The organism is Bradyrhizobium sp. P5_C12 (assembly GCF_054049735.1).
Genome location: NZ_JBFULU010000062.1, coordinates 1 through 18,405, shown reverse-complemented (window position 1 = coordinate 18,405; position 18,405 = coordinate 1). Strand labels below are relative to the sequence as shown.

Genomic DNA, 18,405 nt, shown 5'->3' with positions numbered 1-18,405 from the left:
AATGACCTTCGAGCATGCCTCCATAGAGATCGCCCGCAAACCCTGGGGCCGCGTCGATCTGCGCCCCTGGAGCAGCATTGACGCTTCCGCTGACCCGGTCGGCGAGTTGTGGCTTGAACGCATCGACAAGCGTGCGCCGAGCCCGGCACTCCTGCTCAAGCTGCTGTTCACCAGCCAGCCCTTGTCGATCCAGGTTCACCCGACCGACGAATTCGCGCACGCCATCGGCCTGCCGAACGGAAAAACCGAGGCGTGGTACATCCTCTCGGCGCCGCCGGGCGCGCAGGTTGCGCTGGGATTGAAGCGGCATCTGACGCCACAGGCATTGCGCGCAGCGATCAGGGACGGCTCGATTGCTGGCCTTGTGCAATGGCGTCCTGTCGCGCAAGGCGACGTGATCTTCGTCCCCGCCGGCACGATCCACGCCATCGGCGCCGATATCGTGCTCGCCGAGATCCAGCAGCGCAGCGACACGACATTCCGCCTGTTCGATTTCGGCCGGCAGCGCGAGCTGCACGAGGACAGCGCGGTCGCCATTTCCGACGCCGGGCCGCCGCAACCGCAATCGCCTCCACGGCGCCTCGCCGATGCGCGCAGCGTTCTCGTCGCAAGTTCGCATTTCGTGCTCGAGCGGATCGATCTTCAGGCCCATTCGCATTGGAGGCTCGATACCGATCGGGAATCCTGGCTCCTCGTCGTCGACGGGAAGGGGCGCATCGGGCCGGCGAATGCCACCGTCGGGGAGGCGATCTTCATTGAGGCCGATCGCGCCGGCATCGACGTGGGCTCGAGCGGGATGAGCATCCTGATCGCCTATCCCGGGCCGGATCCAATTGCATCCCTGCTGCAGGATTGCACCGAACGGACGACGAGGCCTGCCGGTCCGCCCGCCGCCGTGCACACTCCGACATCAAGCGAAATCAACGAGGTGCCGACATGACGCCGCTCCGCCGTATCGCCGTCATCGGCAACTCGTTGCCCCGCCGGTGCGGAATCGCGACCTATACGACCGACCTGAAGAACGCGATATCGATTTCGCGCCCTGATCTCGAGACCTGCATCGTGGCGATGACCGATCGCGGTCAGGCCTATGATTATCCCCCGGCGGTCGCTTTCCAGATCAAGGACGGCAGTATCGAAGACTACATACGGGCCGCGGATTTCCTCAATGCCGGCCAGTTCGACACCGTGTGCCTGCAGCACGAGTTCGGGATTTTCGGTGGTGAAGCCGGTGCCCATATTCTCGTGCTGTTGTCTCGCCTTGCCATGCCGGTGGTGACGACGTTCCACACCGTGCTGGCCAATCCGACACCGGCGCAACGTACGGTCATGGAGCGCATCGTCGATGCGTCGTCGAAGGTCGTGGTGATGGCCCATAAAGGCCGCGAACTGCTGCGCGACGTCTATCTGGTGCCCGACGACAAGATCGAGGTCATTGCCCACGGTATTCCCGATGTCGCCTTCGTCGCGCCCGACGCGGCGAAAGCCAGGCTCGGATTTGAGCAAGATTCGGTCATTCTGACCTTCGGTCTGCTGTCCCCCAACAAGGGCATCGAGGTCATGATCGACGCCATGCCGCAGATTCTGAAGCGCTGCGCGGACGCGGTGTACGTCGTGCTCGGCGCAACGCACCCGAATTTGGTTCGAAACCAGGGCGAGGCCTATCGCGAAGGCCTGATGGCGCGGGTGCGCGAACTTGGAATCGACGACCACGTGGTGTTCCTCGACCGGTTCGTCGATCTGGCGACGTTGCTCGAATTCATCTCGATGTGCGACGTCTATGTCACGCCCTATCTCAACGAAGCCCAGATGACATCTGGAACGCTGGCCTACAGCTTCGGATTGGGGAAGCCGGTCGTTTCGACGCCTTACTGGCACGCACGCGAGCTGCTGACAGAGGGATGCGGAGTTCTGGTGCCGTTCGGCGATGCCGCCGCCATTGGCGACGAAATCGCAAAATTGCTCACCGACGACGTGCGACGGCAGGCGATGTCCCGGCGCGCCTATGCCGCGAGCCGGACGATGACGTGGGAATGCACGGCCGAGCGTTACATGTCCGTCTTCGAGACTGCACGGCAAGGTCACCGGCCCAAGGTCTTCGCGCGCTCCGACGTCGGCTCGCCGGGGCCGCGTGGCCCGGCGCCGCCGGATATGCAGATCGGCTACTTCCTGTCGATGTGCGACGATGTCGGCCTGTTCCAGCATGCGGTGCATTCGGTGCCCGATCGCGCGCACGGTTATTGCGTCGACGACAATGCGCGGGCGTTGCTGCTGGCCTGCGCCCTCAACAATCCGGGCGAACAGCCGCTATCGGAGGTCTTGACCTCCCGCTTTGCTGCCTTTGTGCAGCATGCCTGGAACCCTGATACCGGGCAATTTCGCAACTTCATGGGCTTCAATCGAACCTGGCTCGAAGACCGAGGCTCCGAAGACAGTCACGGGCGAACACTATGGGCCTTGGGTGAGGCTGCGCGCAGGGACGCGAGCCCGGCGCGGCGTCTGTGGGCTATTGCGTTGTTCGCCCAGGCACTGTCGGTCGCGGAGAGCTTCCGTTCACCCCGCGCGTGGGCATTCACGCTGCTGGGCCTCGACGCTTACTGCGCCGTGGCGCCGGACGATCTCCACGCCAGGGCAGTCCGGCATTCCCTTGCCGACAGGTTGATGTCCTGTCTGGCGGCGGTGGAGACGCCGGACTGGGTGTGGTTTGAGGAGGGGCTTGCCTACGACAACGCACGATTGCCGCAGGCTCTGATGCTCACGGGCATGGCGACGCAGGCGCCTCAATATCTCGATGCCGGATTGAGGTCGTTGCGCTGGCTCATGACGCAGCAAACGACCACGGCCGGTCACTTCCGGCCGGTCGGCACCGCCGGCTTCGGCGAGCGCCGGCAGCGTCCCCGTGCCTTCGATCAGCAGCCTGTCGAGGCAACGGCGACGATCGCGGCCTGCCTTACGGCGTGGCGCGCGGACGGCGATGCCGAATGGAAGACCAGGGCAACGCGCGCCTTCGCCTGGTTTCTCGGCAGCAATGATCTCTCGGTGGCGCTGGCCGATCCGCTCACCGGCAGTTGCCGCGATGGCTTGCACCCCGATCGCGCCAACGAAAACCGCGGCGGCGAGTCGGTCGTTTGCTATCTCCTTGGACTTGCCGAGATGCGCCAGCTTGCGCGCGTCAACACGAGCCTGACACGGCCTGCGGCCTTGCGCGCCGTGGGTGCCTGAACTTCATCTTCTCATTCAGCAAGCCGAGGATACCGTGTCACAAGCTTCTTTCCTGAATCGGCAGGGCCTTCATCTGCGCCCCGATCCGGCGCGGGTTATCGTGCGGCCATTCAAGCCGGCGACTGAACCGCGCGATCTCAACCCGACCGACAAGATGCGCGCCAATCATATCGTCGAGCGGGTTCTCGCGCTCAGCTCGGAAGCCGTTGCGGCTCAGCTCGCGGACGTCCTGGAAAATTTCGAGGGTCGGCATCGTAACCTCTTGGAGAGGTTCGAGACCCGCGCCGTTGAAATGGAGGATGCTTTCGCGACGCATGGCGTCTTCTCGAGGACCCAGCGCCAGCTGATCGGCGCGTATTTTCTCAGCGAGTATTCGTWCGAGGCCTCTGCCTTGTTCAATCCCAGCATCGTGCCGCACCCCGATCAATCGGGTGCGCCCGAGGGCGGCACGCGTTTCATCATCAGTCTCCGGGCCGTTGGTGAAGGCCATGTGTCGTCACTGACGTTTCGAACCGGGACGATCGCGGCGGACGGGAGCCTGGCCGTCGACCCGACGGCTCGCCTTGCCTCGGTCCCGCGGATCGGCCAGCGCGCGTCCGGCCCCGACGGCGACCGTGTCGAGCTGGTGTTCAGGCCCGAGGAAGATCTCAGCGAGCGTGTCATCTTTCCCGTGACCGAATCCCAATCGAACGGCATCGAGGATGCGCGCTTTGTCGAATTCCGCGACGGCGATCGGAAGACCTATTACGCGACCTACACGGCCTACAGCGGACGCGCGATCCGGTCCGAACTGATCGAGACCAGCGATTTCATGTCGTTTCGACTGACGCCTTTGCGGGGGGCTGCGGCAGGCAACAAGGGCATGGCGCTGTTCCCACGCAAGATCGGTGGCAGCTATGCCATGATCGCGCGACAGGACAATGAGAACCTGTATCTGGTGTATTCGGACGACCTCTACACATGGGAAGGCGGTGGCCGGGCCATTCTGAAACCTCAATTTCCCTGGGAATTCGTCCAGATCGGCAATTGTGGGTCGCCCATCGAACTCGACGAAGGCTGGCTGCTGCTGACGCACGGCGTCGGCCCGATCCGCAAATACTCGATCGGAGCGGCGCTGCTCGACAAGCGTGACCCATCGAAGGTGCTGGCGCGTTCGAGCGAGCCGCTGTTGCGGCCTGAACCGTCCGAGCGCGAAGGGTATGTCCCCAACGTCGTCTATACCTGCGGTGCGATGAGGCACAATGACCAGATCATCCTGCCATATGCCGTGTCGGACACCTTCTCCAGTTTTGCAACGATCAGGATTTCCGCGCTCATGGAAGCGATGCGGCGCTGAGCGCGGCTTTCGCAGTCATTGACGTCAACCGCGTTCGTCAAGAGGTCAGAAGCTCATGGTCCGCGAAACAACCTACGTGGTGCAGGCATTCAACGCCGGCAAGGGTGGAAATCTGAAGGCCGACGCGCCCATCGTCTGCAAGTCGGAAAGCGGCGCGCTGCGAACGGCCGAGAGACTGGCATTGAGCAAGCTCGGCGTCGTCGCGTTCTCGTCCAGCGGCGATCCCGAAATGGGTGATTATGACGATGATCCGACGGTGTTCTTCCGGAAGGGCGAGCTTCCGTCCGGCTTCGACTGAACCCTGGTTGCGATCGAAAAGATATTTGTAAGGGAGCCGACATGAGCGAGCGACTTGAAACACTGAAGAAGGCCCGTGATCGCATGATCGAGGACAGGGACGCGCATGCGAAGGTGCTGGCCGCGCCTTTTGAGCGCGACACGGCCGAACGGGCGCGCAACAAGTTCGTCGAATTTCAGGCGCTGATTGATGCCCTCGACCGCGCCATCAGCGGCGAAAGCCTGGTTCCAGTCAAAAACTAAACAGCGCAAGGCGAAACCAGCCAATGTCTCGTCGCCGGGGAGCGGTCGCACGCCGTTGGCCGCGACCCCTTATTGCTGCCGTGCCCATGCGACGATCGCCGCCGCATCCGCGCCGGCCTGGGCTTCCCAGGCGGCGATCGTGCTTGTTGCGGCGTTGCGCAGTGCTGCGACGAGGGATTGCGGCGCGGGTTCGGCGATGTTGACGCCGTTGTCGCGCATGCGTGCATAGTTCTCGGCCGTGCGATGGGCGAGCAGCGCGAACTGGCTTTGCTCGGTCTCGGCGGCCGCGGCCAGCACCTCGCGCTGCATCGGCTCGGGCAGCTCCGCGAACGCGTCGCTGCGGACGAAAGCGATCGAGACCGGCATCGCGTAGTTGATGGCCGTGAAGTGCGGCAGGAAGTCCCAGAGCTTGCGTCCCGCACCGCCGTCGCCGGAGGTGAGGAACGCGTTCAGCTGGTGCTCCTTCAATCCGGCAAGCGCTTTGTCCATCGGCAGGAACTGCGCATTGGCTCCGGCCGCGCGCATCACCGCGCTGGAATTGGCGTCGTAGGCCCGCAAGTTCAGGCTCAGTAAATCGTCGGCGCCTGCAAGCGCGCGATCCGACCAGAGGCCCGTCGCCGGCCAGATCGTCAGATAGAGCAGTTTTAAGCCGCGCGCGGAGAAGGCCTTCTCGTAGAGCGGGCGTGCCCGCGCATTGGTGGCGCGAGCGAGGTCGACCGATTGCACGAGGAAGGGCAGGGTGGAGAGACCAAGCACCGGATCGAGGCCGGACAGCGCACCGGCAAAGGCATCCCCGCCGGCGATCCGGCCATCCAGCACCGCGCGCGGCATCTCGCTCGAGTTGATCTTGAGCTCGTTGTCGAAGGCATTGGCCACGGTCACGAAACCGTTGGTGCGCTCGGAGACGCGTTTGGCGAAGGTCACGAGCCCGATACCGGAAATGTTACTCTCGGGATATTCCGTGGTCATCCGCCAGTTGACTTGCGCCATGGCCGGCGCGGCGGTCAGGATGAATGCGGCGAGGGCAAGGAGCGCGCGGATCCCCCTAGCAGGGGAACGCATTGGAAGAAGCTGGTCGGGCGGCATATATTGGCAACTCGTTGAACCATGGCACGATGCCACAACATGGCAGATCATCTTGTCGCATGGCGCGCCGGCCTGCGCCACAGCGATGCTTGGGCAGTGTTGGCGCGAATTGCATCACTCGTCATCGCCGCACTGCTGGCCTCTGCGACGCAGGCGGCGGCGTGGGACAGTTCGCCCGCCAGGACCGATGTCGCCGTTCCCAGCGTCGAGGAACTGGCGATGCCGCCGGCGAAGCCTGCGGATGCGCGCGAGAGCGACACGCGGGAATCGATCTGCCTGATCATCGAGGCGGCCGCGCGCGATGCCAATCTGCCGCTGGAGTTCTTCGCCCGCGTGATCTGGCAGGAAAGCCGCTTCCAGGCCGATGCGGTCGGCCCCATGACGCGCAGTGGCGAGCACGCGCAGGGGATCGCGCAGTTCATGCCGGGCACCGCGAGCGAGCGCGGGCTGCTCAATCCCTTCAACCCGGTGCAGGCGCTGCCGAAGTCGGCGGAGTTCTTGAACGAGCTGCGCAACCAGTTCGGCAATCTCGGCCTTGCGGCCGCCGCCTACAACGCTGGCCCGCGTCGCGTCCAGGAATGGCTCGCCGGCACCGGCGGCATGCCTGAGCAGACCCGCAACTACGTCTACGCCATCACCGGCACGTCGGTGGATGCGTGGGCCAAGGCGGGCAGCACCGGCAAGGGGCCGCCGAGTTCGCCGCCGACGAGCTGCCGCGATCTGATGGCGCTCCTGAAGCGCGCGCCGAACCCGTTCGTCGCCGAGCTCGAGCAGCATGTCGAGCTTGCCGCCGCAAAAATCTGGGGCGTGCAGCTCGCCGCCGGCTTCGACCGCAACAGGGCGCTCGCGATGTATTCCCGCGCCGTCACGCGGCTGAGCGCCGTGATCGGCGACCGCGATCCGAGCCTGCTGTCATCGGTGATGCGCAGCCGCGGCACGCGCGCCTTCTATCAGGTGCGCATCGGTGCCGACACGCGCAACGAGGCGGATGATCTGTGCAATCGGATCCGCAAGGCGGGTGGAGCCTGCTTCGTGCTGAAGAACCGGGGTGTGAGCGGGTAGGGGGCAACTCTCTCTCTCCGTCATTCCGGGCTCGCGCCAAGAGGCGCGCCCCGGAATGACAAGGGGATGGCAAGTCGTGCATGCCAGCCCCGCCGTTCGCTTCCTTGACGCCAGCCACCGCATTGCCCGTTATGCGCGCACGATTCCGTAACCCCGGCCGGCCCTCCCTTGGCGCTTCCACCGCTCGATTCACCGCAATGGCAAAGCCCCTGGCGCGCTTTCGCGTGGGGGCTGCGCTCGATCACGCAGACGATTTTGACCGTCGTCCTGTTCGTGACTTATCTGGGCATCGGTGCGCTCGCCCACGACACCCATTTCAGCCTGGCCTGGGCGCTGGCCTCGACGCTGTTTGTCTGGGCAGGTCCAGCGCAAATCATCCTGATCACCACGCTTGGCTCGGGCGCCACCGTCGTCCAGTCGGCGATCGCGGTGACCGTCAGCGCCATCCGCCTGTTTCCGATGGTGGTGTCGGTCCTGCCCCTGATGCGGACGCCGACGACAAAACGGCGCGAGCTGGTCTTCGCCGCGCATCTCACCGCGGTGACATTGTGGGTCGAGTGCCACCGCTTCCTGCCGCAGGTGCCGCGGGAGCGGCGGATCGCCTTCGTTCACGGGCTCGGCTGCGGTCTCGTCTCGGTGTGTCTCTGCGCCAATACGGTCGGCTATTTCCTCGCCGCCAACCTGACGCAGACGTTGGGAGCCGCGATCCTGCTGCTGACGCCGCTGTCCTTCCTGTTCTCGACCGCGCGCAACAGCCGCGAGGCCGCCGACGTCGTCGCGCTCGCGCTCGGGATTTTGCTGTATCCGTTGGCGGCGAAGATGAACTCCGGCCTCGACATCCTCGTCAGCGGCGTCGTGGCCGGCACGATCGCCTATGGCGTGCACTGGTGGCGGGAGGTGCGCGCATGAGTGTTGCCCAGCTCATCGGTGACTGGCACGCGCTCGCGGTGCTGTTCGTTGCCGGCGTTGTTCCCAACCAGATCTGGCGCATGCTGGGCCTGTGGTTCGGCGGCGGCATCGACGAGGGCTCGGAGCTCCTGGTCTGGGTGCGGGCGGTCGCAACCGCGATTTTGGCCGGCGTCATTGCCCAGATCGTGGTCGAGCCGCCCGGCGCGCTCGCCAGCGTGCCGGACGTGTTGCGGTATGGTGCGGTGGGCGCCGGCCTCGTCGCCTTCCTGCTGACCCGCCGCTCGATCTTCGCGGGCGTGGTGACGGGCGAAGTCTTCATGCTGGCCGGCACGTGGTGGTTGGGCTAAAACGCTCGCGGTACAGCAAGGAACTGGACATATGGTTCGCGAAAACGAGCTGCGTGAGGGCGAGGTCGCCATCGACTTGCCGCCGACGCAGGACGCCGGCCTCGTCTTCATCGGCCGCATCCGCACGCCCTGGACCTCACGGCTGGAAACGCCGCGGCAGGGCCGTACCGACGGCCCGGTGTGCCGGCTCGAAATCTTCGAGCCGTTCGTGGCGGCGATCAAGGGCGTCGACTTCTACAGCAATCTCGAAGTGCTCTATTGGCTCGACAAGTCGCGCCGCGACATCGTCCTGCAAAGCCCGAAGAACAACGAGAAAACCCGCGGCACCTTCTCGCTGCGCTCGCCGGTCAGGCCCAATCCGATCGGCACCTCGATCGTCAAGCTGGTCGGCATCGAGGGCAACGCGATCCTGGTGCGCGGGCTCGATTGCATCGACAACACGCCGCTGATCGACATCAAGCCCGACCGCTGCGAATTCACGCCGCTCGCCGCGCCGCAGGCCGGGGATTTTCAGACGGAGTGATTTCCTCCGTCATTCCGGGGCGTGCCGTAGGCACGAGCCCGGAATCCATCGGGCAGCAATGACGGCGGCGAAATGGATTCCGGGTTCGCGACTGCGTCGCGCCCCGGAATGACGATCAGCTCTTCAGCGCCGCGATCAGCTTGGTCGCGTTCTCTTCCAGCACCTTGACGTCTTCCTTGCGGCTGGCCGGCGGCAGCATCGCGATGCCGTCATGGCGCGGCATCACGTGCATGTGCAGGTGAAACACCACCTGTCCGCCGGCGGCCTCGTTGAACTGCTGCACGGTGATGCCGTCGGCCTTGAACGCCTTCATCGCGGCAGCCGCGATCTTGTGCACGCCGCGGGCGACGTGGGCGTAATCGTCGGGCTTGATGTCGAGGATGTTGCGGGCAGGGGCCTTCGGGATCACCAGCGTGTGGCCGGGCACGCGCGGCATGATGTCGAGGAAGGCGAACACATGCTCGTCCTCGTAGACCTTGTGGCAGGAAAACTCGCCGCGCAGGATTTTTGCAAAGATGTTGTTGGGGTCGTAGGCGGTCATGGCGGCGGCTCCTCGAAATTTTGTGCTTACTGTCACCAGCCACGCGAGGGCGTCAAGGCGCCTCGTCCGCGTCTTTCCGGAACGGGCCCATCTCGGCCAGCTCGCGGCCTGCTTCCGCGACATAGGCGCGCTCGCGCTTGAGGTAATCGTCGATGGCGCGGCGCAGACCCGGATCGGCGATGAAATGGGCGGAGTGGGTCGTCCGCGGCAGGTAGCCGCGCGCGATCTTGTGCTCGCCTTGCGCGCCGGCCTCGACATGCGTCAGGCCGCGTTTGATCGCGAAGTCGATCGCCTGGTAGTAGCAGACCTCGAAATGCAGGAACGGATGATGCTCGACCGCGCCCCAGTTGCGGCCGAACAGCGTGTCCGAGCCGATGAAGTTGATCGCGCCCGCGATCCAGCGGTCGTTGCGGCGGGCCATCACCAGCAGCACGTCGTCGCTCATGGTCTTGCCGATCAGCGAGAAGAATTCCCGCGTGAGATAAGGCCGGCCCCATTTGCGCGAACCGGTCTCCATGTAGAACGCGAAGAACGCGTCCCAGGCTTCCTCGGTGATGTCGCTACCCGTCAGCCAGTGGATGGTGATGCCCGGGGCGAGCGCGTCGCGCCGCTCGCGCTTGATCGACTTGCGGTGGCGCGAGTTCAGGGTGGCGAGAAAGTCGTCGAAGGTCGCGAAGCCGTCGTTGTGCCAGTGGAACTGCTGGTCGGTGCGCTGGAGGAAGCCGTGCTCCGCGAGCAGCTTCCATTCGGCCTCACGCGCGAAGGTGACGTGCACCGAGGAGGCCTTGCTGACGCCGCACAGCGCCACCAGCCCGCCCGCCAGCGCCTCCGCAATACGCTCGCGATCGACGCCGTCGCGGATGAGGAGCCGCGGCCCTGTCGCCGGTGTGAAGGGAACCGAGACCTGGAGCTTGGGATAATAGCGCCCGCCGGCGCGCTCATAGGCGTCCGCCCAGCCGCGGTCGAAGACGTATTCGCCCTGCGAATGCGATTTCAGATAGCAGGGCACGACCCCGGCGACGCGGCCGTCGATCTTGGCCGCGAGGTGCCGCGGCCCCCAGCCGGTGCGGATGGTTGCCGAACCCGACCTCTCGATTGCAGAAAGAAACGCGTGCGAGACGAACGGGTTATAGGCAGGTCTTGAGAGGCCGGCGGAGTCGCCTGGGATCCCGGATGAGGTTCCCCTGCCATGCCCGTTGCAAGCCTTGCCGGGATTTGCGCAGGCGTCCCAGTCGTCAGGTGACACTTCGCCGATGGACCCCCCCCCCCACGCCAGGGGCTACGGCACGAATCCCTCAAAGATCATCTGATCCGCGTACTGCCCGACGCGCGTCCGCTGCTCGGGGGTGCGCACGGTCCAGCCGAGCAGGGCGCAGCCGAACACATTTCGGGCGATCCAGGGGGCGGGGGCCGGCAAATGGTCGACCTTGAAGGCGACGAAGTGCGGCTGGGTCTGCAACCCGTGGCGCAGGTACAGCATGCTGTCGCGCTGTGCCTCGGTCAGCTTCGCCCAATACTCGTCCTCATAGGTGCGCTGCGCGACGATGCCGCGCGGGCGGGAGGGCAGCAGTTCGCGCAGCGCCAGCACCTGGTCGGGATCGAAGGACATGCCGACGGCGGGGCCCTGGTAGGACGCCAGCACCTCGGCCATCCGCCTCACCAGCTTGCGGTCGCCGTCAAAATGGCTCTTCACCTCGATCACCAGCGGCACGCGGCCGGCGACCATGGCGCAGAGGTCGGACAGCGACATCATCCGCTCGGCCGTGTCCTTGAACCTGATGGCCTTCAGCTCCGCCGCGGTCTTGTCGACCACGTCGCCGGTGGTCTCGGTGAGGCGGCCGAGCGCGTGGTCGTGATGCACCATGGCCTCGCCGTCAGCGGAGAGCTGGATGTCGACCTCGATCGCAAAATTGCCCGCGATCGCCGCCTGCACCGCGCCCGGCATGTTCTCGACGATGCCACGCGAGATGTCGTGCAGGCCGCGATGGGCGACCGGCCGGGCTGTCAGCCAATCAGGAGCGCGCATCCGCGTCAGGCGACCTCGAACACGCCTTCGACCTCGACCGCCGCGTCCGCCGGCAGCGAGGCGACGCCGACGGTGGTGCGGGCGTGGCGGCCCTTGTCACCGAAGGCCGCGACCATCAGGTCGGAGGCGCCGTTGAGGACCTTCGGCCCGTCCAGGAAGTCGGGTGCCGAGTTGATGAAGCCGCCGAGACGCACCACGCGCACGACCTTGTCGAGGTCGCCGAGCGCCGCCTTGACCTGGGCGAGCAGGTTGACGGCACAGCCGCGCGCGGCCGCTGCGCCGTCTTCGAGCGAGACACCGGCGCCCAGCTTGCCCTTGGCGATCAGCTTGCCGTCGGGAGCGAAACAGACCTGGCCGGAGACGAACAGCAGATTGCCGGTGCGCACGAACGGCACGTAATTGGCCACGGGGGTGGGGGCCTCGTGCAGCTTGATGCCCTGTTCCGCCAGTTTCTGCTCGACCGTACCCGCCATGTCTCGACCTCGATATCTTGGAATTCATCCGCCCCGGCGCGGCTGTTCGCGGCCGGGCCTGCCCTGTTTCGCCCATCGTGCCGCCACATGCAAGCAAGCCGGTGCGGGCGGCGGGAGCTGCGCCGGACTACATTTTCCCGAGGCGGGACAGGGGGTTCAACGCGGGGCCGCAACTTTACGTGAAACCGCCGCAGTTGCGACGCAATGGAACGGTCATTAAAGTATCGAATCTGCGCTTCCCGAAGGACGCATCCTCAAGGAACAGACATGGTGCACCTTTTCCGGACTTCGCTCGGTGTGATGGCGCTCGCGGCGGCCGCTTTCGGCGCCGGCGGAGGGGCTGACGCAGCCAACGGTCCGTTCCTCGCGCATCAGGCGCTCTATGATCTGAGCCTCGTGAAATCGCGCTCGAACTCGGTCAACAGCGCGCGCGGCCGCATCCTCTACAATTTCGCCGGGAGCTCTTGCGAGGGCTACACGTCCGAATTCCGCCAGGTCTCCGAGCTCGACAGCGGCGAGGGCAAGGTCACGCTCAGCGACCTCCGCTCCAATTCCTGGGAGGACGCCGCGGGAAAGAGCTACCGCTTCAAGATCGAGACGCGGATGAACGAGGCCGATGCCGGCCGGGTCGACGGCTCGGCGGAGCGCGACGGCGACCACATCAACGTCAAGCTGAAGCTGCCGGCGCCGAAGACCTTCACCCTCGACGGCAAGGTCGTGTTCCCGACCGAGCAGATCCAGCGCATCATCGCCGCCGCCAAGGACGGCAAGTCGCTGCTGGAGCTGTCCGTCTATGACGGCTCCGACGACGGCCAGAAAGTCTACAACACGCTGACCGTGATCGGCCAGCCGATCCCCGCCGACCGCACCGCCGCGCCCGATCCGTCGACGTCGGACGAGCACATGAAATCGCTCAAGCGCTGGCCCGTCACCGTCAGCTATTTCGACCGTGACGCCCAGCAGAAGGAGGGCGAGCAGACGCCGGTCTATGCGATGGCGTTCGAGCTCTACGAGAACGGCGTCTCCCGCCAGCTCGTGCTCGACTACAACGATTTTGTGATCTCAGGCGCGATGGGCAAGTTCGACGTCAAGGACAGCAAGCCCTGCAATTGAGGGCGCGTCTCTCCTCCGTCATTGCGAGCGCAGCGAAGCAATCCAGAATCCCTCCGTAGAAAGATTCTGGATTGCTTCGTCGCAAGAGCTCCTCGCAATGACGGGCTGGCCCTCAACGCACTCTGCGGCTACGCTTGCTCCCAACCACAAACCTCCGGGAGGCAAGCACCATGCCCAAGCTCGATCATCTCCGTCCCAGCGGCCTGCATCACAATCCGGCCTATTCCCACGTCGTCACCGCCACGGGCGCGCGCACCATCTACATCTCCGGGCAGGTGTCGACCGACGAGGAGGGGCGGATCGTCGGCGAGGGCGATCTCGCCGCGCAGACCACGCAGGTGATGCAGAACCTAGGCCATGCGTTGAAAGCTGCCGGCGCGAGCTACGCCAACATCGTCAAGATCACGACCTTCGTGGTCGGCTACAAGCCCGAGTTGCGCCCGATCATCGGCAAGGCTCGCTCCGCCTTCTTCGAAGGCATGGAGCCGCCGGCCTCCACCCTCGTCGGCGTCTCCGCGCTTGCCGCGCCGGAGTGGCTGATCGAGATCGAGGCGGTGGCCGTCGCGGATTGAAATTGGACTCCGTAGCCCGGATGGAGCGCAGCGCGATCCGGGAAACCTGTCGCCGTAGATGCACTGTCCCGGATTTCGCTGCGCTCCATCCGGGCTACGCGCGCCTCGCGCCGGATATTTCTTGAAGGATGGCTAGAGCTTCATCGGCCCTGTCGGCAGGTACGAAGAGATGATCGTGGTGGAAGGCCGAAACGGCATTCACGCTGATGCCGGCTTCGGCCAGGCGGGACGTGACCGCAGCCAGGAAGCCCACCGCGTCGAGTGCGGAGTGAACCGTCAGGGTGATCAGGCGCGAGGCAAACGCGTGGTGTAAGCCTGACGCCTCGGCTGCTTCGCGCAGGATCACCAGCGTGGTTCCTTCCTGCTCGCGGAATGTCAGCAATGGATTGACCGCCGCGGGAATGGGCTCGTTGGGCGGGATCGTGCAAAACACGAAGGTGCCGGACTGCATCTCGGGCCTCATGTGCCTCAGCAGCGCGTTGAGATCGCGTTCGCCTGTCACCGTGTCAGCCTCCCAAGCTGCGTAAGGTGAGTGAGCCCCTGCGGAACCCATCAGGGCCGCAAATTGACAGGGGCCTCGTCAACATACCTTTGTTTATATCTTCTATCCCTTCTCATGCGCTGCTCTAACGCTCGTACAATTGAGCGAGGGCAGTGGACGCTTACACTTTGGGCAAGCTCGGGTCACTGCGAGGAAGCTCAATGAACGTCATCATTCGAAAGCTCAACGGCTTGTGGCACCTCATCGTCGGGTCTTGTGAGATCCGAACTCCGTTCCTGGAGAGCCAGGACCGGCAGCTGGTCGTTCAGTACGCCCGGCGCGTCTATCCAGGTGCACGGATCTTCGAACGCGACTGATTTCAGCCGGGCTGAATCACTCCTGCGTCTTCTCCGGTCGCTCATACGCAATGCCACGGATCACGGCGGTACTGCCGAACTTCTTGCGCAAGCTGTCTACCGCACGTTCGGCATGGGCGGCGCGGCGGTCGAGCATGTCGGTGTCGTCGTCGGCCGAGCCGGTCCGCAGCGCGCTGACGCCGGCGCCCATCAGGCGGAAGGCGGTGCCGTCGATCTCTTTCGCCAGCATCTCGCGGCAGATCGCGAAGATCTTTGCGGCGAGCTGCGTCGGGGCTGCGATCGATTGCGAACGCGTGCGCTGGCGGAAGTCGGCGGTCTTCAGCTTCAGCGTGACGGTCGAACCCGCAAGCTCGCTGCTCTTCAGGCGCGACGACGTCTTCTCGCAGAGCCGCCACAGGATCCGCTCCAGCGTCGCGAAGTCGCGGATGTCGGTCTCGAAGGTGGTCTCGCTGGAAATCGTCTTGGCGCCGCGATCGGGCTCGACGCGGCGGTCGTCGATGCCGCGCGCGAGCCGCCACAGCCTGCGGCCGTCGCTCGGAAACTGCCGCATCATCTCGATCTCGTCGGCCTTCTGGAGGTCGGCGATGATGCGGAAGCCACGCTGCGTCAGCCGCTCCTGCGTCGCGGGCCCCACGCCAAAAATGAAGCCGACCGGCTTCTCGGCGAGCATCGCCCGCGCTTCCTCCTGGTCGAGCGCGGCAAAGCCGCGCGGCTTGTCGAGGTCGGAGGCGATCTTGGCCAGGAACTTGTTGCAGGACAGCCCGACCGAGACGCTGATGCCGATATCGCGCTCGACGTCGCGGGCAAAGCGCGCCAGCACCTTTGCCGGGATCATGCCGTGAACGCGCTCGGTGCCGGAGAGATCGAGGAAGGCCTCGTCGATCGAGAGCGGCTCGACCAGCGGCGTCAATGCCTGCATGGCGTGACGCACCTCGCGGCCGACGCGGACGTATTTCGCCATGTCAGGCCGGATCACGATCGCGTGCGGACACGCCTCGAGCGCCTTGAACATCGGCATCGCCGAGCGCACGCCATAGGTGCGTGCGATGTAGCAGGCCGCCGACACCACGCCGCGCTTGCCCCCGCCGATGATGACGGGCTTGTCGGCGATTTCGGGGTTGTCGCGCTTCTCGACCGTCGCATAGAAGGCGTCACAATCGATATGGGCAAGCGTCAGCGTCGACAGCGTGCGGTGGCGGACCAGGCGAGGGGAACCGCAGGCGGAACAGCGTCGCACGCTCATGTCCAGATCGGCCAGACAATCCCGGCAGAAGCAGCGGGGACCGGCCGGATCGGGGGCGGTCACGGCACGTCGCGCTCCCAGGTGCGGTCGCCGAGCGCGTCGCCCAGCACTTGCCGCGCTGCGGCGACGTTGGTCGGATGCAGTTCGGAGGCGCTGGCGAAGGCCTTCACGGTGGCGTCATCGCGCAGCACGAAATCGAGCACACTGAGGAGAAAATTGGGGTCGGAGGCGGCATTCCGCAGCGTCTCCGGACCGACACCTGTCTCGGCCAGGAACAGGCCCAGCCGTTCCGGCTCGCCTGCGACGAAAGAGAGCGCCTGAATCGCAACGATTTCAGCGACTTCGCGGGGGTTGTGAACAGGCTTTTTCAAGGGCGCGGTTTGCCTTTCCATTAACTTTCAGTGTCTACTTTGGAATCATCATGCCCGAGTCTCGGCCTTAAGTCTTGCGACCCCAGACAAGCAACTGGAAACCACATCGCAGAAAGTGGGCCCTCGGGTTTAACGAAACTAGAGCGAATCTGAGGCTAGTTTGAATCCAGTTTTCGAAGCGCCGGCGTGCGGCGCCTGAGGCGTCACATGTCGGATCAGTCTCCTGGCCAATGGGAGGGACGGAATGGCTAAGACCGTCCTGATCGTGGAGGACAACGAGCTCAATATGAAGCTCTTCCGCGACCTGTTGGAGGCGCACGGCTACCAGACCTCGGGCACCAGCAACGGCTACGAGGCGCTCGACCTCGTTCGCAAGATGCGACCGGACCTCGTGCTGATGGATATTCAACTGCCGCAGGTGTCGGGCCTGGAGGTGACGCGCTGGATCAAGGACGATCCGGAGCTGCGTGCCATACCCGTCGTCGCGGTCACGGCCTTCGCGATGAAGGGCGACGAAGAACGCATCCGCGAGGGCGGCTGCGAAGCCTATTTGTCCAAGCCGATTTCGGTCGGCAAATTCATTGAGACGGTCCGGCGTTTCATCGGATAGGAAGTGAGTTCAAAGTGTCCGCGCGTATCCTCGTCGTCGATGACGTCCCTGCCAACGTCAAGCTGCTCGAAGCCCGCCTGTCCGCCGAATATTTCGACGTGATGACCGCCTCGAACGGCACCGAGGCGCTCGCAATCTGCGCCCGCGCCGAATGCGACATCATCCTGCTCGACGTCATGATGCCCGACATGGACGGCTTCGAGGTCTGCCGCCGCCTGAAGACCGACCCGGCGACCCACCACATTCCCGTCGTGATGGTGACCGCGCTCGACAGCCCCGCCGACCGCAACCGCGGGCTGGAGGCCGGCGCCGACGATTTCCTGACAAAACCCGTCTCCGACGTCGTGCTGATCGCGCGCGTGCGCTCGCTGACGCGGCTGAAGATGATGACGGACGAGCTGCGCATGCGCGCCATCACCTCGCTCGAGATCGGCATGCAGGCGCCCGAGCGCAGCGCCGTCGCCGACACCGGCAAGGGCGGCCGCATCCTGCTGGTCGACGACCGCCAGTCGTCCTATGAGCGGCTGGCGACGCTGCTCGCCGCCGAGCACACCGTCGATGTCGAGCCCAATCCGACCGAGGCGCTGTTTCACGCCGCCGAGGGCAATTACGACCTCCTGATCGTCTCGCTCGATCTCAACAATTTCGATGGTCTGCGGCTGTGCAGCCAGGCGCGCTCGCTGGAACGAACGCGGCATGTGCCGATCCTCGCGATTGCGGAGGCCGAGAACTCAACACGGCTGCTCCGCGGCCTCGAGATCGGCGTCAATGATTACCTGCTGCGTCCGATCGACAAGACCGAGCTTTTGGCGCGCGTCCGCACCCAGATCCGCCGCCGCCGCTACACCGATCATCTGCGCGACAACGTGCAGAACTCGATCGAGATGGCGATCACCGACGCGCTGACCGGCCTGCACAATCGCCGCTACATGGAGAGCCATCTGGCGACGCTCGCCGAGCAGGCCTCGACCCGCGGCAAGCCCTTGGCGCTGATGATCCTGGACATCGACTACTTCAAGTCGATCAACGACAATTACGGCCACGATGCCGGCGACGACGTGCTGCGCGAATTCGCGGTGCGCGTGCGCAAGTCGATCCGCGGCATCGATCTCGCCTGCCGCTATGGCGGCGAGGAGTTCGTCATCGTGATGCCCGAGACCGATCTCCACGTCGCCGGCATGGTTGCCGAGCGCCTGCGCCGTTCGATCGCCGGCGAGCCCTTCGCCGTTCACAAGGGCGCCAAGCGCATCGAGGTCACGATCTCGATCGGCCTGACCACGCTGGAGCAGAAGGGCGAGGCGGTCGCCGACGTCCTCAAGCGCGCCGACACCGCGCTCTACCGCGCCAAGCACGACGGCCGTAATCGCGTGGTGTCGCACGCGGCGTGAGGCTGCCGGCGGCACAAAAAACGCGAAAACAACCCCATGCACAGTAGCCGGCAGTAGTCGGATCAATGGCTTACGCGTGAGCGAAGTCATGGCTTATGCGTCCGCAAAGCCGTTTGACTCGTCGGGCAAAACAGGCGCATTTTGGTATCGTCGGGGCGTGGGGCGAATACTGCGGCCACATACTC

The 18,405-nt window shown here is 65.0% G+C and carries 22 protein-coding genes; 14 read left to right on the top strand and 8 right to left on the bottom strand.

Features of this window, described 5'->3' with window-relative positions:
- Position 1 precedes the first annotated feature (1 nt).
- Genes ACXJMY_RS33735 through ACXJMY_RS33715 form a run of 5 tightly spaced genes read left to right on the top strand, consistent with a single transcriptional unit; the run spans position 2 to position 5,098 of the window.
- Positions 2-940, top strand: a complete 939-nt coding sequence (locus tag ACXJMY_RS33735) for a class I mannose-6-phosphate isomerase (protein WP_456623668.1) — start codon at positions 2-4, stop codon at positions 938-940.
- A complete protein-coding gene (locus ACXJMY_RS33730; RefSeq protein ID WP_456623667.1) occupies positions 937-3,222 on the top strand; it encodes a glycosyltransferase family 4 protein in 2,286 nt (761 codons plus the stop codon). Before ACXJMY_RS33735 ends, ACXJMY_RS33730 begins: the two co-directional genes overlap by 4 nt.
- 34 nt (positions 3,223-3,256) lie before the next feature.
- Complete coding sequence (locus ACXJMY_RS33725) at positions 3,257-4,558, top strand: glycoside hydrolase family 130 protein (protein ID WP_456623694.1); 1,302 nt, start codon at positions 3,257-3,259, stop codon at positions 4,556-4,558.
- Between the two features lie 55 nt (positions 4,559-4,613).
- Positions 4,614-4,856, top strand: a complete 243-nt coding sequence (locus tag ACXJMY_RS33720; protein WP_456623666.1) for a hypothetical protein — start codon at positions 4,614-4,616, stop codon at positions 4,854-4,856.
- A gap of 41 nt (positions 4,857-4,897) precedes the next feature.
- Positions 4,898-5,098 (top strand): hypothetical protein, encoded by a 201-nt coding sequence (locus tag ACXJMY_RS33715; RefSeq protein ID WP_063194940.1) that lies wholly within the window; start codon positions 4,898-4,900, stop codon positions 5,096-5,098.
- Positions 5,099-5,167: 69 nt separating this feature from the next.
- On the opposite strand, the gene ACXJMY_RS33710 is transcribed toward ACXJMY_RS33715, so the two are convergent.
- On the bottom strand, positions 5,168-6,184 hold the full coding sequence (locus ACXJMY_RS33710) for a TRAP transporter substrate-binding protein (RefSeq protein ID WP_456623665.1): 1,017 nt from the start codon (positions 6,182-6,184) through the stop codon (positions 5,168-5,170).
- 39 nt (positions 6,185-6,223) lie between these two features.
- On the opposite strand from ACXJMY_RS33710, the gene ACXJMY_RS33705 reads away from it, so the two are divergent.
- The 4 genes from ACXJMY_RS33705 (at position 6,224) to tsaA (ending at position 9,025) form a co-directional block, all read left to right on the top strand.
- Positions 6,224-7,246, top strand: coding sequence for a transglycosylase SLT domain-containing protein (locus tag ACXJMY_RS33705; RefSeq protein ID WP_456623664.1), 1,023 nt, complete (start codon positions 6,224-6,226; stop codon positions 7,244-7,246).
- A gap of 168 nt (positions 7,247-7,414) precedes the next feature.
- The gene (locus tag ACXJMY_RS33700; RefSeq protein ID WP_456623663.1) at positions 7,415-8,155 is read left to right on the top strand and encodes an AzlC family ABC transporter permease; all 741 of its coding nucleotides are present in this window, start codon (positions 7,415-7,417) and stop codon (positions 8,153-8,155) included.
- Positions 8,152-8,502 (top strand): AzlD domain-containing protein, encoded by a 351-nt coding sequence (locus tag ACXJMY_RS33695; RefSeq protein ID WP_456623662.1) that lies wholly within the window; start codon positions 8,152-8,154, stop codon positions 8,500-8,502. Before ACXJMY_RS33700 ends, ACXJMY_RS33695 begins: the two co-directional genes overlap by 4 nt.
- 31 nt (positions 8,503-8,533) lie before the next feature.
- Positions 8,534-9,025, top strand: coding sequence for a tRNA (N6-threonylcarbamoyladenosine(37)-N6)-methyltransferase TrmO (gene tsaA, locus ACXJMY_RS33690; RefSeq protein WP_456623661.1), 492 nt, complete (start codon positions 8,534-8,536; stop codon positions 9,023-9,025).
- 115 nt (positions 9,026-9,140) lie between these two features.
- Here tsaA and ACXJMY_RS33685 read toward each other — a convergent pair whose 3' ends face one another.
- From ACXJMY_RS33685 to ACXJMY_RS33670, 4 genes are read right to left on the bottom strand one after another with little or no spacing between them, the layout of a single operon-like run.
- Complete coding sequence (locus ACXJMY_RS33685) at positions 9,141-9,566, bottom strand: HIT domain-containing protein (RefSeq protein WP_456623660.1); 426 nt, start codon at positions 9,564-9,566, stop codon at positions 9,141-9,143.
- A gap of 52 nt (positions 9,567-9,618) precedes the next feature.
- Positions 9,619-10,812, bottom strand: coding sequence for a GNAT family N-acetyltransferase (locus ACXJMY_RS33680; RefSeq protein WP_456623659.1), 1,194 nt, complete (start codon positions 10,810-10,812; stop codon positions 9,619-9,621).
- A 33-nt stretch (positions 10,813-10,845) separates the two neighbouring features.
- Positions 10,846-11,592, bottom strand: a complete 747-nt coding sequence (locus ACXJMY_RS33675; RefSeq protein ID WP_456623658.1) for a glycerophosphodiester phosphodiesterase — start codon at positions 11,590-11,592, stop codon at positions 10,846-10,848.
- 5 nt (positions 11,593-11,597) lie between these two features.
- The gene (locus tag ACXJMY_RS33670) at positions 11,598-12,065 is read right to left on the bottom strand and encodes a RidA family protein (RefSeq protein WP_045008051.1); all 468 of its coding nucleotides are present in this window, start codon (positions 12,063-12,065) and stop codon (positions 11,598-11,600) included.
- 267 nt (positions 12,066-12,332) lie between these two features.
- On the opposite strand from ACXJMY_RS33670, the gene ACXJMY_RS33665 reads away from it, so the two are divergent.
- Both ACXJMY_RS33665 and ACXJMY_RS33660 read left to right on the top strand, forming a co-directional pair.
- On the top strand, positions 12,333-13,178 hold the full coding sequence (locus ACXJMY_RS33665) for a cell envelope integrity EipB family protein (protein ID WP_456623657.1): 846 nt from the start codon (positions 12,333-12,335) through the stop codon (positions 13,176-13,178).
- A 170-nt stretch (positions 13,179-13,348) separates the two neighbouring features.
- Positions 13,349-13,750 carry a RidA family protein gene (locus tag ACXJMY_RS33660; RefSeq protein WP_456623656.1) on the top strand — a complete coding sequence of 134 codons (402 nt, stop codon included), beginning with the start codon at positions 13,349-13,351 and terminating at the stop codon, positions 13,748-13,750.
- Positions 13,751-13,844: 94 nt separating this feature from the next.
- Here the strand turns inward: ACXJMY_RS33660 and ACXJMY_RS33655 are convergent, their stop codons facing one another.
- On the bottom strand, positions 13,845-14,252 hold the full coding sequence (locus ACXJMY_RS33655; RefSeq protein ID WP_456623655.1) for an ACT domain-containing protein: 408 nt from the start codon (positions 14,250-14,252) through the stop codon (positions 13,845-13,847).
- Between the two features lie 200 nt (positions 14,253-14,452).
- Here ACXJMY_RS33655 and ACXJMY_RS33650 point away from each other — a divergent pair, with 200 nt between their 5' ends.
- Complete coding sequence (locus tag ACXJMY_RS33650) at positions 14,453-14,608, top strand: hypothetical protein (protein WP_456623654.1); 156 nt, start codon at positions 14,453-14,455, stop codon at positions 14,606-14,608.
- Between the two features lie 16 nt (positions 14,609-14,624).
- Here the strand turns inward: ACXJMY_RS33650 and ACXJMY_RS33645 are convergent, their stop codons facing one another.
- Together ACXJMY_RS33645 and ACXJMY_RS33640 are read right to left on the bottom strand one after the other, a co-directional pair.
- Positions 14,625-15,914 carry a DNA polymerase IV gene (locus tag ACXJMY_RS33645; RefSeq protein ID WP_456623653.1) on the bottom strand — a complete coding sequence of 430 codons (1,290 nt, stop codon included), beginning with the start codon at positions 15,912-15,914 and terminating at the stop codon, positions 14,625-14,627.
- Positions 15,911-16,222, bottom strand: a complete 312-nt coding sequence (locus tag ACXJMY_RS33640) for a DUF3572 domain-containing protein (RefSeq protein ID WP_456623652.1) — start codon at positions 16,220-16,222, stop codon at positions 15,911-15,913. The genes ACXJMY_RS33645 and ACXJMY_RS33640 overlap by 4 nt, the downstream gene beginning before the upstream one ends.
- A gap of 244 nt (positions 16,223-16,466) precedes the next feature.
- On the opposite strand from ACXJMY_RS33640, the gene ACXJMY_RS33635 reads away from it, so the two are divergent.
- Both ACXJMY_RS33635 and ACXJMY_RS33630 read left to right on the top strand, forming a co-directional pair.
- Positions 16,467-16,832 carry a response regulator gene (locus ACXJMY_RS33635; protein WP_008566616.1) on the top strand — a complete coding sequence of 122 codons (366 nt, stop codon included), beginning with the start codon at positions 16,467-16,469 and terminating at the stop codon, positions 16,830-16,832.
- A 14-nt stretch (positions 16,833-16,846) separates the two neighbouring features.
- Positions 16,847-18,220 carry a PleD family two-component system response regulator gene (locus ACXJMY_RS33630; protein ID WP_456623651.1) on the top strand — a complete coding sequence of 458 codons (1,374 nt, stop codon included), beginning with the start codon at positions 16,847-16,849 and terminating at the stop codon, positions 18,218-18,220.
- The last annotated feature ends 185 nt before the right edge of the window (positions 18,221-18,405 follow it).

What these genes read in the sequence shown, in the direction of transcription:
- ACXJMY_RS33735 (WP_456623668.1), top strand. Translation starts at nt 2, where the DNA reads ATGACCTTCGAGCATGCCTCCATAGAGATCGCCCGCAAACCCTGGGGC.
- ACXJMY_RS33665 (WP_456623657.1), top strand. Translation starts at nt 12,333, where the DNA reads ATGGTGCACCTTTTCCGGACTTCGCTCGGTGTGATGGCGCTCGCGGCG.
- ACXJMY_RS33730 (WP_456623667.1), top strand. Translation starts at nt 937, where the DNA reads ATGACGCCGCTCCGCCGTATCGCCGTCATCGGCAACTCGTTGCCCCGC.
- ACXJMY_RS33685 (WP_456623660.1), bottom strand. Translation starts at nt 9,566, where the DNA reads ATGACCGCCTACGACCCCAACAACATCTTTGCAAAAATCCTGCGCGGC.
- ACXJMY_RS33715 (WP_063194940.1), top strand. Translation starts at nt 4,898, where the DNA reads ATGAGCGAGCGACTTGAAACACTGAAGAAGGCCCGTGATCGCATGATC.
- ACXJMY_RS33710 (WP_456623665.1), bottom strand. Translation starts at nt 6,184, where the DNA reads ATGCCGCCCGACCAGCTTCTTCCAATGCGTTCCCCTGCTAGGGGGATC.
- ACXJMY_RS33695 (WP_456623662.1), top strand. Translation starts at nt 8,152, where the DNA reads ATGAGTGTTGCCCAGCTCATCGGTGACTGGCACGCGCTCGCGGTGCTG.
- ACXJMY_RS33675 (WP_456623658.1), bottom strand. Translation starts at nt 11,592, where the DNA reads ATGCGCGCTCCTGATTGGCTGACAGCCCGGCCGGTCGCCCATCGCGGC.
- ACXJMY_RS33650 (WP_456623654.1), top strand. Translation starts at nt 14,453, where the DNA reads ATGAACGTCATCATTCGAAAGCTCAACGGCTTGTGGCACCTCATCGTC.
- ACXJMY_RS33705 (WP_456623664.1), top strand. Translation starts at nt 6,224, where the DNA reads ATGGCAGATCATCTTGTCGCATGGCGCGCCGGCCTGCGCCACAGCGAT.
- ACXJMY_RS33660 (WP_456623656.1), top strand. Translation starts at nt 13,349, where the DNA reads ATGCCCAAGCTCGATCATCTCCGTCCCAGCGGCCTGCATCACAATCCG.
- ACXJMY_RS33635 (WP_008566616.1), top strand. Translation starts at nt 16,467, where the DNA reads ATGGCTAAGACCGTCCTGATCGTGGAGGACAACGAGCTCAATATGAAG.
- tsaA (WP_456623661.1), top strand. Translation starts at nt 8,534, where the DNA reads ATGGTTCGCGAAAACGAGCTGCGTGAGGGCGAGGTCGCCATCGACTTG.
- ACXJMY_RS33670 (WP_045008051.1), bottom strand. Translation starts at nt 12,065, where the DNA reads ATGGCGGGTACGGTCGAGCAGAAACTGGCGGAACAGGGCATCAAGCTG.
- ACXJMY_RS33720 (WP_456623666.1), top strand. Translation starts at nt 4,614, where the DNA reads ATGGTCCGCGAAACAACCTACGTGGTGCAGGCATTCAACGCCGGCAAG.